This is a genomic window from Rhizobium sp. 32-5/1 (assembly GCF_029537235.1).
Taxonomy (GTDB): Bacteria; Pseudomonadota; Alphaproteobacteria; order Rhizobiales; family Rhizobiaceae; genus Pararhizobium.
This window is the reverse complement of sequence record NZ_CP120638.1, coordinates 3,187,138-3,203,440: the sequence shown is the minus strand read 5'-3', so window position 1 is coordinate 3,203,440 and position 16,303 is coordinate 3,187,138. Positions and strand designations below refer to the sequence as shown.

The following is a 16,303-nucleotide window of genomic DNA, read 5'->3' as shown; positions in this document are numbered from 1 at the left end:
CGGACGCGCGGCCTCGGTGATTCCGATAGGAACGCGATCAGACGCCGCTGAGGCCGTCCGAACCGATATAGGCGATCCGCAGCATATTGGTGGCACCCGGCGTTCCGAGCGGCACCCCGGCCGAAATGATGACGCGGTCGCCCGGCTTGCCGAAGCCTTCGTCAACGACGATGCGGCAGGCGCGGTTGACCATATCGTCAAGATCCGTGGCATCGCTGGTGACCACGCAGTGCAGGCCCCACACGACCGCCAGGCGGCGGGCCGTCTGGATGACCGGCGACAGAGCCAGGATCGGCACCTGCGGACGTTCGCGGGCAGCGCGCAGTCCGGTTGTGCCGGACGAGGTATAACAGACGATCGCCGACAGCTTCAGCGTCTCTGCAATCTGGTGGGCGGCAAGCGATATCGCATCGGCGCCGGTTGCTTCCGGCGGTGTGCGCTGCGCATAGATGATGCCCGGATAATGCAGGTCTGTCTCGATCTTGCTGGCGATGGACGCCATGGTCGCAACCGATTCGACCGGATAATCGCCGGACGCCGACTCGGCCGACAGCATGATCGCATCGGCCCCTTCGAACACGGCGGTGGCAACGTCGGACACTTCGGCACGGGTCGGAACCGGTGCCGAAATCATCGATTCCAGCATCTGGGTGGCGACGACCACCGGCTTGCCGGCGCGGCGGCAGGCGCGGATCAATTGCTTCTGCAGGCCCGGAACCGATTCCAGCGGCATTTCTACACCGAGGTCACCACGGGCGACCATCAGGGCGTCGGACAGTTCGATGATCTCGTCGATGCGCTCGATAGCCTGCGGCTTTTCGATCTTCGACATCAGGCCGACGCGGCCGCGCGAGACCTTGCGCACTTCCGACAGATCTTCCGGGCGCTGGATGAAGGAGAGCGCAACCCAATCGACATCGTCGGTTTCGAGCACGGCATCAAGGTCGGCGCGGTCCTTCTCGGTCAAGGCACCGACAGCGAGCAGCGTATCGGGCAGGCTGACGCCCTTGCGGTCGGAGATTTTAGTGCCTGAAACGACGGTGCAGACGATGCTCTTGCCGTCACATTTTTCAGCGCGCAGGTGCAGCTTGCCGTCGTCGATCAGCAGCCGATGCCCGGCCTTGACCGATTCCAGGATTTCCGGATGCGGCAGGAAAACGCGCGCGTTGTCGCCGGGGGCTTCGTTGTTGTCGAGCGTGAAGGTCTGGCCGGCCACCAGGTCGGCCTTGCCGTCAACGAACTTGCCGACGCGCAGCTTCGGGCCCTGCAGGTCGGCCAGGATGCCAATCGGCCGGCCGCAGCGTGCCTCGACGTTGCGGATACGCTTGATCAGCGTGCGCATCATGTCGTGGCTGGCATGGCTCATGTTGATCCGGAAGAGATCAGCGCCCGCCTCGTGCAGTTTCTGGATCATCGCTTCTTCACTGGACGCCGGCCCCAGCGTCGCGAGGATCTTAACTTTTCTGTTCCGCTTCATCAGTTCTGACTTTCTTGAGTCCCTGGCGCATCGGACAACTGAACCATCCAGCTCCCCTGACGCCCCGTGTCGTATTCCTTGAATCCCATGCGCTGGAAACCGCGTGCGAAGCAATCCTGCACACCGGTGATCTTGAATTCGTTTTCGGCAACGCACATGTTGACATCGCCCGTCCAGCGACCGCCGCGAGCGGCATCTTCCGCATAGAGGTAATAATAGCGCGACTGCAGCTCGCCCTCGATCAGGGTCGCACAGGTCGTTGCCGGAACCTGCCACCAGCCTTCCGTCATCCAGCCGTCCTTGGCGCGATAGCCAATGGCGACCCCGACCAAGTTCTGCGTTCCGTTGCAGACCCGGAAATCGGCGCGCGCCTCGCTGGCAAGCGTCAGCGGCAGGAAGGAAGCCAGAAAAAACAGGACAGTGCTGGCAAAAGGCCAGAGCCGGTTCAAACTGGGAAAAGCATGTCTGGACACGGTTTCCAATGGGTCTCCATTGCGATTTGTCGTGGCACTTTCTTGCGACGGTGCGCCGTGAATGTCAACGCAAGTCTAATCGATTACATCCGGCTTTTTGTTGGCGTAAATCAGACAAATGCCCCTCTGCCTTGCGATTGCCCGGACTGCATGCCATCAAACCGTGACAGGCGCAAAACAACAGTAGAGACCGATGCAGAACAATCAGGCTTTCGAGCAGGCTTTCGAAATTCTTCCCGGCGATGCGCGTCGCGGCCTCGTGCTTCTGGCCGATCATGCCATGAACCGGCTGCCGGCGGAATATGGCAGGCTGGGACTGCCGGAGACGGCGTTTGCCCGCCACATCGCCTATGATATCGGTGTCGAACCGCTGGTCCGGCGCCTGTCGGCACGGCTTGACGTACCCGCGGTGCTCGGCTGTTTTTCGCGTCTCCTGATCGATCCCAACCGCGGCGAGGACGATCCGACGCTGATCATGAAGATCTCCGATGGCGCGATTATCCCCGGAAACCACCCGATTACGGCCAAGGAATGGGAGAGCCGGCTGAACCGCTTCCACCGGCCCTACCATCGCGCCGCGTCCGAGACGCTCGCCGCGGTGTCGGTCGCCAGCGGTGCGACCCCTCTGGTGATCTCGGTGCATTCCTACACGCCGGCCTGGAAAGGCGTTCCCCGCCCTTGGCACGCGGCAGTGCTGTGGGACAACGACCCCCGCGCCGTGCGCCCGCTGATCGCGGCACTCGAGGCGGAAGGCGACATTCTCGTTGGCGACAACGAACCCTATGACGGCGCCCTGCGCGGCGATACGATGTATCGGCATTGCATGGAGACAGGCACCCCCACGCACTGATCGAGGTCCGACAGGACCTGATCGCCGACGAGGCAGGCGTTATGGAATGGGAAAACCGCCTGGCACCGATCTTTTCCGCACTCAACGCCATGCCCGAACTCCATACGACCCAACGCCATCCATCTCGTACGGGACCCTACGCGTTCTCACGGACAAAGGAACAAAGCGATGACCGATCTCACCCGGACGCAGCAGACCGAATTCGAGGCTGCCGCCTTCCGCCGCCTGCTTCAGCACCTGCGTGAACGCAGCGACGTACAAAACATCGATCTGATGAATCTCGCCGGCTTCTGCCGCAACTGCCTGTCCAACTGGTACCGCGAGGCGGCCGAAAAGGCCGACATCCCGATCAGCAAGGAAGAATCGCGCGAGATCGTTTACGGCATGCCCTACGACGCCTGGCAGGCCCTGCACCAGCGCGAAGCATCGGACAGCCAGAAAGCGGCTTTTGAGATCAACCGCCCGAAGGAATAGACCGAAATTCCCGTGCTGTTGCGCAATGGGCCTTGACCTTGCCGGGCGTTCGCGGCACGTCACCACCACAAATTCAATCCCGAAAAGGAGAACACCATGTCGGATGCCCACGGCGTCGCACGCGACCAGCTTCGGTCGTTCATCGAGCGCATCGAGCGCCTGGAAGAAGAAAAGAAGACCATCGCCGACGACATCAAGGATGTCTACGGCGAGGCCAAGGAACGGGCTTCGACACGAAAATCCTGAAAAAGGTCATCGCGATCCGCAAGCAGGACAAGGATGAGCGCATGGAACAGGAAGCCATCCTCGACACCTATCTCGCAGCACTGGGCATGATCGACGCGCCGGAAGCCGAATAGGCGTCAGCCATTTGCACAAACAAAAAACCGCTGGTTTGCCCCCAGCCCCTAACCAAAATGTGGAGGAGGAATAATCTCCTCCACATTTCCTTACGCTATCCGAAGAGCCCACTGCGAACATGTTCGATAAAGGCTCGCAGTACGGCCTCATCGTCCAACTGTTCTACGATTCGCGGACGCCCGCCGCCGACTGAACTGGACATGCCTGGCCGCGACCAGCCCTCTAAGGCCCGTTGACATTCATTTGATTGCGAGCAGGATCGCGCGAAGGAAGATGAAAGCGGCGAAGCTTTCATCAGTCTTGTCGTAACGCGTTGCTATGACTCTGAAGTGTTTGAGATCGCAGAAGAAGTTCTCGACGAGATGCCGCCAGCGATACATGGCGAAATCACAAGGGATGAGGTCTTTGCGATCCACTTTCGACGGGATGACGGCCTGTGTTTGCGTTTCGCAGAGTATTTGACGCAGACGATTGTTGTCGAACCCCTTGTCGGCCAGCAGCGCCTCCATGTTGATGCCTTCGATCAGGTCGGGTGCCGTTATGCTGTCGTGGCGCTGTCCGGGAAGCAGGACGAAGCGGGCAAGATTTCCGAGCGCATCGACGAGGGCGACGGTCGTCAAGCCGCCGCGCGAGCGGCCGATGGCCTGACGGCAAGCCCCCTTTGCCCCCATGCCGTGCTGATGAACGCGGATGATCGTGCCGTCGATCATCGCGAATTCGAAATCCCGCTCGCCTGACAAGACATGCTCTCGAATACTTCAAGCACGACAAGTGCAGCCGCGTCACCATAAACGTCCGAAAATGGCGCTAAACCCCGCGATATCTATGAACGCAACTGTGGCCGATGATGTCGCTGAATCCTCTTGCTGCCTCATATCGCCCTCCATCGCTCGAAGATTTGATCCGTAGCAAACACCGCATTCGCTACATGTGCAACTTTCATCCACCCGCTTGCAAAACGTCGCTTGACCTTACTACGCTGGGAAGGTGCATCTATCTATGCAGTTAAGGAAAAGGACACTATCCGATGACTGCAATATCGAAGATCACACCAGCGTTTCCAGTGCCCGTCTCGACCGATTTTGGCATCGAGGGAATGACATGCGCGTCCTGCGTCGTGCGCGTGGAAAAAGCCATTGCTGCCGTCCCCGGCGTAGCTTCAGCCAATGTGAATTTAGCTACGGAACGAGCGACCGTTCGTTTCAACGGTTCGCCGGACACCAATGGCGTACTCCGTGCGATCGAAAAGGCCGGGTACGAGCCCAAGATTGTCATCCATGAACTCAGGGTCGAAGGCATGACCTGCGCCTCGTGCGTTTCTCGTGTGGAAAAGGCGCTGAAGGCAGTTCCCGGCGTCATCGACGCTTCTGTGAACCTTGCTACGGAAAAGGCGACCGTTCGTCTGATTTCCGGAGCGACAGAGACCACAGCGCTTGAGGCGGCCATCCGGGGTGCCGGATATGACGTCCGCAAGGTGGCCACCGCTGACGTCAGCGATGAAGGTGCGGATCATCGTACGGCCGAGATACGTACCCTCAAGAACCTGCTGTTTTTTCGGCGTTGCTGACGCTTCCGCTCTTCGTGTTGGAAATGGGCTCCCACTTCATTCCCGGCGTCCACGAACTGATCATGGACACCATCGGGATGCGCAACAATCTGTATCTCCAGTTTGGGCTGGCGACTGTGGTTCTGTTTGGTCCGGGCCTGAGGTTCTTCCAGAAGGGCGTGCCAAACCTGTTACGCTGGACGCCTGATATGAATTCGCTTGTCGTGCTTGGTACGTCTGCGGCCTGGGGTTATTCGGTCGTTGCAACCTTTATGCCTGGCCTTCTGCCTCCAGGGACCGCGAACGTCTATTACGAGGCGGCGGCCGTTATCGTTACGCTGATCTTGCTCGGCCGTTACCTGGAAGCGCGCGCCAAGGGCCGGACCAGCCAGGCGATCAAGCGCCTTGTCGGACTGCAACCCAAGACGGCCTTCGTCTCGCATGGCGGGGAGTTCGTCGAGATTCAGATCAGCGAAGTTGTCGTCGGCGACGTCATCCGGATCAGACCGGGTGAGAAAATTCCGGTCGATGGCACTGTGGTGGAGGGTAGCTCGTACATCGACGAATCCATGATCACCGGAGAGCCCGTACCCGTTCAGAAGTCGTCGGGTAGCGAGGTTGTTGGCGGCACCATCAACAAGACAGGGTCTTTCACCTTCAAGGCTACCAAGGTCGGCAGCGACACGCTGATTGCTCAGATCATCAAGATGGTCGAGGCCGCGCAGGGTTCGAAACTGCCGATCCAGGCGCTCGTCGACAAGGTGACCGGCTGGTTCGTCCCGGCGGTGATCCTCGCGGCTGTCCTCACCTTCGTTGCCTGGTACGTCTTTGGCCCCTCTCCTGCGCTGACATTTGCGTTGGTCAACGCGGTCGCGGTTCTCATCATCGCCTGCCCCTGTGCGATGGGTTTGGCAACACCGACCTCGATCATGGTCGGCACTGGTCGTGCGGCTGAACTCGGTATTCTGTTCCGCAAGGGTGAGGCTTTGCAAAGCCTGCGTGAGACAGATGTCGTCGCGCTCGACAAGACCGGAACGCTGACCAAGGGACGCCCCGAGCTGACAGACTTCATCATCGCCGACAGTTTCGATGCCGACCGGGTTCTGGCTCTGGTTGCCAGCCTGGAGTCTTTGTCCGAGCATCCGATTGCCGAAGCCATCGTATCGGCAGCAAAGGCGAAGGGCGTTGGTTTGGCCACCGTGACGAATTTCGTGGCGACACCTGGATTTGGTGTGCGCGGGACAGTGGACGGATCGGACATCCTTGTTGGTGCCGACCGCGCCCTGCAGCTCCACAAGATCGATGTTTCGAGGTTCGCCCGCGAAGCCGAGCGGCTTGGCGACAGCGGCAAGTCTCCGCTCTACGCGGCAATCGACGGACGTCTGGCGGCCATCATCGCGGTCTCCGATCCGATCAAGGAAACGACACCTCAGGCGATCAAAGCCTTGCATAACCTCGGCCTTAAAGTGGCGATGATCACCGGAGACAACCGTCGTACGGCCGAGGCAATTGCCAGGCAACTTGGCATCGACGAGGTGATCGCCGAGGTCTTGCCGGAGGGAAAGGTCGAGGCGATCAAGAGACTCCGGCACGACAACCGAAAGGTGGCCTTCATCGGTGATGGTATCAACGATGCCCCAGCTCTGACCGAAGCCGATGTCGGCCTGGCGGTAGGGACAGGAACCGATATCGCGATTGAAAGTGCCGATGTCGTGCTCATGTCCGGAGACTTGAACGGTGTGCCGAAGGCAATCGCGCTCAGCAAGGCAACCATCCTCAACATCAAGCAGAACTTGTTTTGGGCATTCGCCTACAACGTCCTGCTGATTCCGGTTGCAGCTGGCGTATTGTACCCCGTGAACGGTACCCTAATGTCGCCTATATTCGCAGCGGCTGCGATGGCAATGTCGAGTGTGTTTGTACTCGGCAATGCGCTCCGGCTTCGTCGGGCAAATCCCGCTTGAAAACTGGGCGTTCGGCTCCGGCTGGCCGCCCATCTCTCATGGAAGGATATCAAAATGAATATCGGGCAAGCCTCGAAAGCGACCGGCGTTTCGACAAAAATGATCCGCTACTATGAGCAGATCAAGCTGATAAGCCCCGCGCATCGGACGGAGGCGAGCTATCGCACTTACAGCGACAACGACATTCATACACTGCGGTTTGTCCGAGGAGCCCGGGACCTCGGTTTTTCAGTAGAGCAGATGAAAACGCTTTTGACCCTATGGCGCGACCGTTCGAGAGCGAGTGCAGACGTCAAAGCAATCGCTCTTGAGCATATCGCCGAACTGGAGCGCAAGGCGGCGGCAATACAAGCCATGACCAAGACCCTGAAGCACCTGGCGAACAATTGCCAAGGCAATGGTCGACCGGATTGCCCGATCATTGAAGAAATCGCGAACGCCTCGGAAAAGGATATGCTGGAGATCAATGCCCGGTTTGGGGTTGGCGCTATGAAATGAGGCTCCATCCCCAGCCACGATGTTCGCGTTGCCAAAATACCGCAGGACACTGACGATGGTTGATCCGGCTCCCTACCCCGGCATGCCACGATGGGCGAATCTCTGGGTTATGCTCGGCGTGATAATCGTGATGACCATCATTCCGACGGTTCACCGGGATCGTTGGCCCTCACGGTCCTTGCCGCCACCTGTCGCCTGCTGACACGGGCAAACAGACGATGCCACAAGATGTGTGTAACCCGGTGTAGCACCTGAACTCTGAATCGGTTCCGCCTTAGCCCATCCGGCAACGGCCAGATATCCAGATTTAATGTCCGAGTAATCGGCCGCGGCACTTGACCTTACCAGCGTTGGAACCCTTATCGTCACATCCGTGAGAAGATCGTCGCCACATAAACGACGCGAATTTCCCGGCATATTTGTTCTGTTGAAATTTGGCTGCGCTGAAGATAGCTGCTGAATGATGGGCGCGATGTATCAGAATCACATGCAAGAAATTGCTGATTCTGATCAGACTGGTGATCGTTGTATCACTGGCAGGGTACTCGCTGTCGAATGCCACAGCAGCCATGCACACCGACGCTCATATGGGCGAGCACGATCACCACGGTAACGTTTCTGCGGACGACGATGCGTCAAAAGTCGGCGATCAGGATTGGGGTGCGGACGAAAACTTGGACCACCAAGAGGTAGTTCATGTATTCCTATGCAGACAGACTTCGAGCCGTTGAGCTTTATATCAGGCTTGGCAAGCGACTTAACGCGACCATTCGGCAGTTGGGTTATCCCACCAAGAATGCTTTGAGGGGCTGGTACCGGGAGTACATACAGCATCTCGACCTGCGTATTCAGCCGGTAGCTCGTGCGCCAAAATATTCCGAGGCCGAGAAACAGGCGGCACTTGAGCACTATCGCACCCATGATCGTTGCATCTCTGCGACGATGAGGGCACTTGGATATCCGGGTCGAGGAACACTAACCGCATGGGTAAGGGAGGCCTTTCCGGAGAGGCGAGCATCGATGGTCGGGTCGATCCCGGCGCAAGCCGACGAAGACCTTCACCTACGGTCTCGGCCGCGTCGAAGACCTGGCAGGCATCATCATCGTGATGATTATCCTGTTCAGTGCGCTGGTCGCGGGCTACCAGGCAATCAACCGCCTCATCAATCCGGAACCGATATCTCATCTCGGCTGGCTGATTGCCGCTGGGGTCATTGGTTTCATCGGCAACGAAGCCGTCGCGGTCTTCCGTATCCGCGTTGGCAGGGAAATCAACAGCGCCGCGCTGATCGCAGACGGTTTCCATGCCCGCACCGACGGCCTGACCAGTCTTGCGGTCGTCGCCGGAGCCATCGGTGTCTGGCTGGGCTTTCCGATCGCCGATCCGATCGTCGGCCTGCTGATCACCGTGGCCATCTTCGGCATCGTCTGGCAGTCGGCCCGATCCGTGCTGACGCGCATGCTGGATGGCGTCGAGCCTGGGATCGTCGACGAGATCGAGCACGCGGCCGCCCATGTCAAAGGCATCGACAAGGTCACGGAGGCGAAGGCCCGCTGGCTCGGCCACAAGCTCCATGTCGATGTGGCGGTGGTTATCGACGAGAGCGTTCTGCTTGCCGAGGCCAACCTCATCACCGCCAAGCTTCAGGACGAACTCTTCGCCCACATTCCAGCCCTTGCCGTCGCAACCGTCAGGATCGTCGCACCGGAACCGCAGGGACACCATCACGCCCCTGACCCGTTCCGGGTGAACGGCAAGCTGGCGCAGGGACTTCTCGAAATCGTCGATACCGCGGACGGAGAGCGTTTTCGCCTGCGCGTATCGCGGCATGCCGAGGGTCTCTCGGCCGCCGTCGCCATCAAACGCGACGCTGGCCTCGAACAGCATGCATTGTTCCCGGTTGCGGGCGACCACCATCTCCTGCAGAGCGTCGAGGCTCCCGCAGAACCGCACGAGTTCGACGCAGAGCTTGTGCTTTCCAACGCGTCGGATAGCGAGCGGCTGGCCTTCAAGATGCTCGAGCCTGCGGGGCACCATCATTAGAAGCGTGGCGCGGACATCCAGCCGTGGGTGATCTCTTCGCCTATTGGTGCCTCTTCGTCGCGGCCTTCGGGGCTGCGACGATCCTCCCCTTGCAGTCGGGGGCCGTCCTCGTTGGCCTGCTCCTGTCGGGGAACTATCCGGCAGCGTTGTTGATCGCTGTCGCCAGCGTCGGCAACGTCCTCGGGGCGGTCGCGAACTGGCTGCTCGGGATCGGCATCCAACGTTTCAAGGACAAGCCTTGGTTCCCGGTGAGCACGGAACGGCTTGCGCAGGCGCAGGGTTGGTATCAACGATACGGCAAGTGGTCGTTGCTCGGAAGCTGGCTGTCGATCATCGGCGATCCCATCACGGTGATCGAGGGCGTTTTGAAGGAGCCGTTCTGGATCTTCCTGATCCTGGTCACGATCGCCAAGGTTTCCCGTTACCTGGTGCTGACGGCAATCACGCTAAGCTGGATGCGATCCATGTGGCAGTTCGTCATCGATATCCAGCGCGACGTCTACCTTGGGTTTGCCGACCATATCAAGGCATTTGCCAGCGGAACGGGGTGGAGCGCCTTCCTTGCCTTCCTGCCGATGGGTATTGCTTTCGGGGCGGTCCACGCGATGACCCCCGGTCACAGCAAGTCGGTCCTCGCGACCTATCTGGCGGGGTCGTCCTTGGGCATGCTCCGCGGCCTTCTGGTCTCGCTCGCGCTCTCGTTCACCCATGTTACGATGTCCGTCGTCATCACGCTGTTCTCGCTGCCCCTGGTTTCGATTATGTTCGGTGGCACGGGCGCAGGTTCCTCGCCCATCCTGGAGTCCGTCAGCCGGGGACTGCTTGGTGTCATCGGCGTCTGGATGCTTTGGAGCGCCCTGTCTCGCGAACCCCATACCCATGGCGACCGGGAAGGCATCGTGGTCGGATTGTCAGCAGGGTTGATTCCGTGTCCGCTAACTCTGTTCGTCATGACCTTCGCCATCTCTCGCGGCGTCCCGGAGGCTGGGATCATGTTCGCTGTCGTGATGATGATCGGTGTCGCCCTGACGTTGTCGAGCGTTGCGTTGGTTGCGATCTTCTTTCGGCAGCAGATGGTCCACTTGTTCGAGACGAGGCCGAAACTGATATTTCGGCTGACCAGGGGGCTACAGGCGGCATCGGGCGGGGTGCTGGTTTTCCTAGCGCTACACGAGCTTTGGTGGCGCTCGCGAGGGTGAGCCGAGGTCGAAAGAACCCTGCTTTTGTACCAGTATCGCCTGTCTTTCCCAACGTGCATGATCGGCACCCTCCAAGCATGGTAGCCAATCGTTAGATTGCTTGACAGTTTACCGAGATCGCTCCAAAACACATCCATGGGGTCGCGATCACCCCACGAGGCGACAGCCGAAGTATCGCGTCCAACAACCGATCAACGGAAGGACGCGTCATGTCTTCACTATTGCAGATTTCCCCCGACAAACTTGCCCGCCTTATAGGCACCCCCAAAAACCCGGTGCTCATCGATGTCCGCATTGACAAGGACTTCGATGCCGACCCGAGGCTGATCCCCGGCTCCGTCCGTCGGGACTACCGTACCCTCGACAAATGGATCGGCAGCCTTACTGGGTCCTCGGCAATCATCATCTGCCAGCGCGGCCAAAAGCTCAGCCATGGCGTGGCGGCGTGGCTGCGGCAGGCCGGAATTCCAGCCGACAGCCTGGAAGGCGGCTTCGAGGCCTGGAGCGCCCAGAAACTTCCGGTCGTTCCTGTCTCCCTGTTGCCGCCTCGAAATGCTGCGGGACAGACCGTATGGGTGACGCGGGCGCGCCCGAAGATCGACCGCATCGCCTGCCCGTGGCTCATCCGCCGTTTCGTCGATCCAAACGCGGTGTTCCTGTTCGTGCCGCCATCGGAGGTCGAACTCGTCGCGGACCGTTTCGGGGGCGCGCCCTTCGACATCGAGGCCGACATCCGGTGGAGCCATCGCGGCGAGCTTTGCACTTTCGATGTCATGGTCGAGCAGTTCGGGCTTTCGTCGAAGCCATTGCTACGGCTGGCAACGATCGTCCGCGGGGCCGACACCTCGCGTCTCGACCTAGCGCCCGAGGCCCCCGGCCTGCTGGCCGCCTCGCTGGGCCTGTCGCGGATGTTTGCCGACGATCACGAGCAACTGGAGGCAGGTTTCCTTCTCTACGACGCCTTCTATCGCTGGTGCAGGGACGCAACCGAGGAGACGCATAACTGGCCTGCAGGCAAGAAGGGAGCATAACATGACCGACATTATCGAACGGGCCTCCACGCCTGCGGCCCCGGAAACCTACAACCACGGTATCCCGTTCGGCGAAGCATTCCGCGTCTGGTTGCGAATCGCAGCACTCAGCTTCGGCGGCCCCGCCGGACAGATCGCCGTCATGCACCGTATTCTTGTCGACGAGAAGCGGTGGATCGGCGAGCATCGCTTCCTGCACGCGCTCAACTACTGCATGCTTCTTCCCGGACCTGAAGCCCAGCAGCTCGCCATCTACATCGGCTGGCTTCTGCACCGGACGGCGGGCGGTCTTGTGGCGGGAATCCTGTTCGTGCTTCCCGGCTTTATCGCCATCCTCGGCCTCAGCTACATCTACGCCGCCTTCGGCAACGTCACCGTCGTCGAAGGGCTGTTCTTCGGATTGAAGGCCGCAGTGCTCGCCGTCGTCGTGCAGGCCGTGTTCCGGATCGGCAGCCGCGCGCTCAAGAACAGGTTGATGATCGGCATCGCGGCGACGGCATTCGTCGCGATCTTCGTATTCAGGGTGCCCTTCCCGCTGATTATTCTGGCGGCCGGCATCATCGGTTACATCGGCGGTCGCTCCGGTTCGCCGTTGTTCCGTGTCGGCGGCGGACACAAGACGGGATCGGGGCCGACATTGAGGGACGAGGACTCCGCGCTCGGCGAAGAGACCCCAGTGCATGCCCGACCAAACCTCGTGTGGTCATTCAAGGTTTCGGCCGTCTTCCTCCTGCTCTGGCTGGTCCCGCTCGCGCTGCTCTACCTCTATCTCGGGCCGAACGACGTATTCACCCAGATCGGAGTCTTCTTTTCGAAGATGGCCGTCGTAACCTTTGGCGGAGCCTATGCAGTTCTCGCCTATGTTGCTCAGGAAGCCGTCCAGAACTTCGGATGGCTCAAGCCCGGCGAGATGCTCGACGGACTTGGCATGGCGGAGACGACACCGGGACCGCTGATCATGGTCGTCCAGTTCGTCGGCTTCATGGGAGCCTACCGCGATCCGGGTTCGCTCGATCCGATGACAGCCGCGACGCTTGCGGCGATCCTGACGACATGGGTGACGTTCGTCCCATGCTTCCTCTGGATTTTCCTCGGCGCCCCCTTCATCGAACAACTACGGGGCAACGTCGCTTTGACGGGTGCAATGTCGGCGATTACGGCAGCTGTAGTCGGGGTGATCCTGAATCTGGCCGTCTGGTTCGCCCTCCACACGCTGTTCGCACAGGTTACGACCTGGCACTTCGGGGCGATTTCGATCGAGGCACCCGTCCTCGGATCCATCGTGTTTCCGTCCCTCGTGCTTTCAATCGCTGCGGCCGTAGCAATCTTCCGCTTCAAGGCATCGGTCATAGCCACGCTTCTCGTCTGCGCGCTCGCGGGAATGGCGTGGACACTTGCTGCCGTTGGGATGTGATTGCAAACGACCCTTTCGCCGTTCTCTCGACAAGGCTTTCCTAGAGAGCTATCGCAAATTCGGCAGGGTAGGTGCGATCGGAACAGCGGCTCGCCGCGCGGCGCGGTCCGTCGCCAAACACACTGGCGATGCTAGCGACTTTCTCAAGGTCGCTTAACTAGGCTGACTTCACCATGAGACCGTCTGTATTTCTCAATCGTAGCCTTTACTGACCCACCCATAACGTGCCGGACCGCCATCAACTCTGCGGCGATCTCTTCCAACGCCGCAGAGTTGCCCGTCAAAATTCTGGACGCTCGGTCAAACTGCTCCGCCAAGAGAGCCTATACCGCCGCACGTAGCCCAACGTTCTGTGCTCTTAGACGCGGCAACTCCCGCACATGAACGGTTTCGATGGCCAACGTGCTCCCCATGCCGTAGCAGGCCTCAACCAACGTTGCGATTTCCGTCGCTTTACCCAGGTCGGAATCGGCGCCGCCTGTCGCACCATCAGCGGAGGTATCCAGAGCCAGTGTTTCGGCGGCGATACCTCCCAACTCAGGCATTATGAACAGTGCACCCCGAGCACGCTGATACTTCGAGGGACAATTTCATCCGTAATTTTGATTGAGCTGAGGTCTCCGATCCCCACCTCCAACCCAACAATGGCATGGCCGGTTTCATGCAAGGCGGCGCTTCGGATAAACTCCGGAGGGAGTGGGACCAGTGGACCAACGAGACCAAGAACATCGTCGATCTGCATACTGGAAGATCGCCGTCTGGCCACACGTCTGGCCAGCCGCACAAGTCTTTCGATGTCAGCCCCGGACATACCCTTGGTCGCGAGCACGAAACGCTCCAAGTGTTCGATGGGGACATCTAGACCGGAATGATGGTGAAAAATGCCCTCGGCATGATCGACGCGCCGGAAGCCGAATAGGCATCAACCATTTACACCAACAAAAAACCGCCGGTTTGCCCCGGCGGTTTTTTCATGATTTGCGTTCACGCCGTCGTTTCACACCAACGTCAGTTCGTACTGAACTTCTTCACTTCGAGGAAGTTGACGGCCGTGCCGCTGAAGCGGGCGGTATCGACGGAGCCTGCCGGACTTGAGAAGCCAGCTGAATAAACCGTCGTCGGTGCAGCCCGCAGCGACTTGCTGACGAACCGCGGCGCTTTCACCGGCTTCGACAGGGTCGCCATGCGGCCATTCGTCAACGCCCATTCCGAAATGATCTGTTTTGTCAGCTTCGGCTCGGTGCGGATCGACTTGCTGCTTGCCGCGTCCGCTTCCTGCTTCTTCGGACGCTTGCCCTTCAGCGGCATCTCGGTTTCGGTATCAAACACCGTACCGAACAGATCGGCCCGCGCCTGGTCGCCGGACTGCGGCACAAAAGCCGCCATCTCGACCGGCTGGCCATCCGGTTGCGCCAAAGGATCATCCAGCACAGCGGCCGGTGCTGCCAGTGCGACCTTGGTTTCGGCCGCAGCAGCCACGTCAGCCGGCTGTTCCGCTACGGCAACAGCCGTCGTCAGAGACCGTTCCGCCAGCGTCGGCACAGCGACATTGGCCTCTGCAACGGCATTGAGCGCGTCTTCTCCAGCCAAGGATTCCCCAGCCGGGCGCAATGCCGGAACCGGAACGAAGGCCAGGGTATCAGCATCCTCGTCCAGAGCATTGGCAAGATCCGCATTCGCCGTCGCTGTCAGCAGTTCACCAACTGCATCGCCGTTGGAGCCGCGCTTGCCAAGCATTTCCGGAACCGGGATCTTGTAGGTGCTCAGGTCGGCAAATTCGCTTTCAGCAGCCGCAGTTTGCGGAAGCGCTGCAGCAAGAGCATCCTGGGCCGCGTTCTTGGCCGGAGCAACCAGCGCAACCTCCATGCCGCCATCAACCGGGCCATCATTGACCGGCGTCGTTGCAAAGGCCGGGCGGATCGCCGGAACCGGAGCTTTCACATTGTCTTCCTGGGCAGCAACCAGGACAGGCTGCTCTTCGACGACAGGCCGCGACTTCACGGCAGGTGCTTCTTCTACACCCTCGGCATCCGCGCCGCTGGCGATTGCATTGGGTTCTTCATCCTCGTCGCCGCCGCCGCCGAACAGCGCGGCAAAGAAATTGCCCTTGCGTTTTTCTCGACGTCGCCCGCACCCTTGGTGCCGCCGCCGGCAACTTCGATCGCGCTCGCACCGACGCGGCGTTTATAGTCAGCCATCGCCATTTGGTAGCCGGGCAGCGGCTTGCCGTCGGACGGCAGATGTATGGTCTTGCCGTCCGGGAACAGCCGCACGAGTTCGTTGCGCTTCATCCGCGGCCAGGCGCGCACGCCACCGACGTCCATATGCACGAAAGGTGATCCGGATGTCGGATAGTAGCCGACGCCCCCGACTTGAAATTTCATGCCCAGTTCGCGCAGCGTCTTCAGCTTCACATCCGGGATGTAGAAGTCCATGGCCTTGCCAAGCATATGCTGGCTCTTCTTGGCCACGCCCTTGGAGCGCGAACGCAGCATGCCGTTGGTCGCCGGCGAGCGATAGGCGGACACGACATGGATATAATCGCGCGATCCGCTCTTCTGGTAAACTTCCCAGACGAGGTCGAGCAGGCGGGGGTCCATGTTGGTCGGTTCATTGCGACGCCAGTCGCGCAGCATGCGGTTAACCTGCTGCAAGCCCTTCTTATCATAGCGCCCATTGCGCTTGTAAGTGATCGTGGCTTTTTCCTTGGTATGGATAAAATAAATCTTCAGCGAGCGGGTTTGGCCCGCGGCCTCAACCGGAGGCGCCATGCCGGGCGATACAAGCGAGCAGGCAATCAGAAGCGATGCGAGAACCCGCGGCATCTTGCTGGCGACACGGGCGCATACTGTGCGCACCGGGCCCATGCCAGGCATCTTGAATCCGAAAATTTTCTGCAAACCCAATCCCCGTCCGGCGAACAACGTCCCTGCTGCCCCAAATGACTGTCAATTACGGTAACAGCATGGCAAT

7 protein-coding genes and 8 pseudogenes are annotated in these 16,303 nt (G+C 60.0%); 11 read left to right on the top strand and 4 right to left on the bottom strand.

Annotated features, from left to right (window positions below; all coding sequences use genetic code 11):
* Positions 1-37: 37 nt before the first annotated feature.
* Positions 38-1,477, bottom strand: coding sequence for a pyruvate kinase (pyk, locus tag P6U16_RS16005; protein ID WP_277701363.1), 1,440 nt, complete (start codon positions 1,475-1,477; stop codon positions 38-40).
* Positions 1,477-1,848: pseudogene (locus P6U16_RS16000) on the bottom strand (DUF1036 domain-containing protein); the annotation flags it as partial. The pseudogene P6U16_RS16000 and the gene pyk, both read right to left, overlap by 1 nt.
* 295 nt (positions 1,849-2,143) lie before the next feature.
* On the opposite strand from P6U16_RS16000, the pseudogene P6U16_RS15995 reads away from it, so the two are divergent.
* The 3 genes and pseudogenes from P6U16_RS15995 to P6U16_RS15985 all read left to right on the top strand — a co-directional run.
* A pseudogene (locus P6U16_RS15995) lies at positions 2,144-2,940 on the top strand (N-formylglutamate amidohydrolase); the annotation flags it as partial.
* 28 nt (positions 2,941-2,968) lie between these two features.
* Positions 2,969-3,274, top strand: coding sequence for a DUF1244 domain-containing protein (locus P6U16_RS15990; RefSeq protein WP_277701362.1), 306 nt, complete (start codon positions 2,969-2,971; stop codon positions 3,272-3,274).
* 96 nt (positions 3,275-3,370) lie between these two features.
* A pseudogene (locus P6U16_RS15985) lies at positions 3,371-3,633 on the top strand (DUF2312 domain-containing protein).
* 240 nt (positions 3,634-3,873) lie between these two features.
* Here the strand turns inward: P6U16_RS15985 and P6U16_RS15980 are convergent.
* Positions 3,874-4,374: pseudogene (locus tag P6U16_RS15980) on the bottom strand (IS5 family transposase); the annotation flags it as partial.
* Positions 4,375-4,661: 287 nt separating this feature from the next.
* Here P6U16_RS15980 and P6U16_RS15975 point away from each other — a divergent pair.
* The 8 genes and pseudogenes from P6U16_RS15975 to chrA all read left to right on the top strand — a co-directional run bounded on the left by P6U16_RS15975 (position 4,662) and on the right by chrA (position 13,330).
* Positions 4,662-7,144, top strand: a pseudogene (locus tag P6U16_RS15975) (heavy metal translocating P-type ATPase).
* A 54-nt stretch (positions 7,145-7,198) separates the two neighbouring features.
* On the top strand, positions 7,199-7,642 hold the full coding sequence (gene cueR / locus P6U16_RS15970) for a Cu(I)-responsive transcriptional regulator (RefSeq protein ID WP_277701361.1): 444 nt from the start codon (positions 7,199-7,201) through the stop codon (positions 7,640-7,642).
* Positions 7,643-8,105: 463 nt separating this feature from the next.
* Positions 8,106-8,292, top strand: a pseudogene (locus P6U16_RS28395) (hypothetical protein); the annotation flags it as partial.
* A 46-nt stretch (positions 8,293-8,338) separates the two neighbouring features.
* Positions 8,339-8,671, top strand: a pseudogene (locus tag P6U16_RS15965) (transposase); the annotation flags it as partial.
* A 58-nt stretch (positions 8,672-8,729) separates the two neighbouring features.
* On the top strand, positions 8,730-9,686 hold the full coding sequence (locus P6U16_RS15960) for a cation diffusion facilitator family transporter (protein ID WP_349017698.1): 957 nt from the start codon (positions 8,730-8,732) through the stop codon (positions 9,684-9,686).
* 464 nt (positions 9,687-10,150) lie between these two features.
* The gene (locus tag P6U16_RS15950) at positions 10,151-10,885 is read left to right on the top strand and encodes a sulfite exporter TauE/SafE family protein (RefSeq protein WP_277703870.1); all 735 of its coding nucleotides are present in this window, start codon (positions 10,151-10,153) and stop codon (positions 10,883-10,885) included.
* A 209-nt stretch (positions 10,886-11,094) separates the two neighbouring features.
* Complete coding sequence (locus P6U16_RS15945; RefSeq protein WP_277701360.1) at positions 11,095-11,916, top strand: chromate resistance protein ChrB domain-containing protein; 822 nt, start codon at positions 11,095-11,097, stop codon at positions 11,914-11,916.
* Between the two features lies 1 nt (position 11,917).
* A complete protein-coding gene (gene chrA / locus P6U16_RS15940) occupies positions 11,918-13,330 on the top strand; it encodes a chromate efflux transporter (protein ID WP_277701359.1) in 1,413 nt (470 codons plus the stop codon).
* Between the two features lie 1,008 nt (positions 13,331-14,338).
* Here the strand turns inward: chrA and P6U16_RS15935 are convergent.
* A pseudogene (locus tag P6U16_RS15935) lies at positions 14,339-16,206 on the bottom strand (DUF882 domain-containing protein).
* Positions 16,207-16,303: the final 97 nt, after the last annotated feature.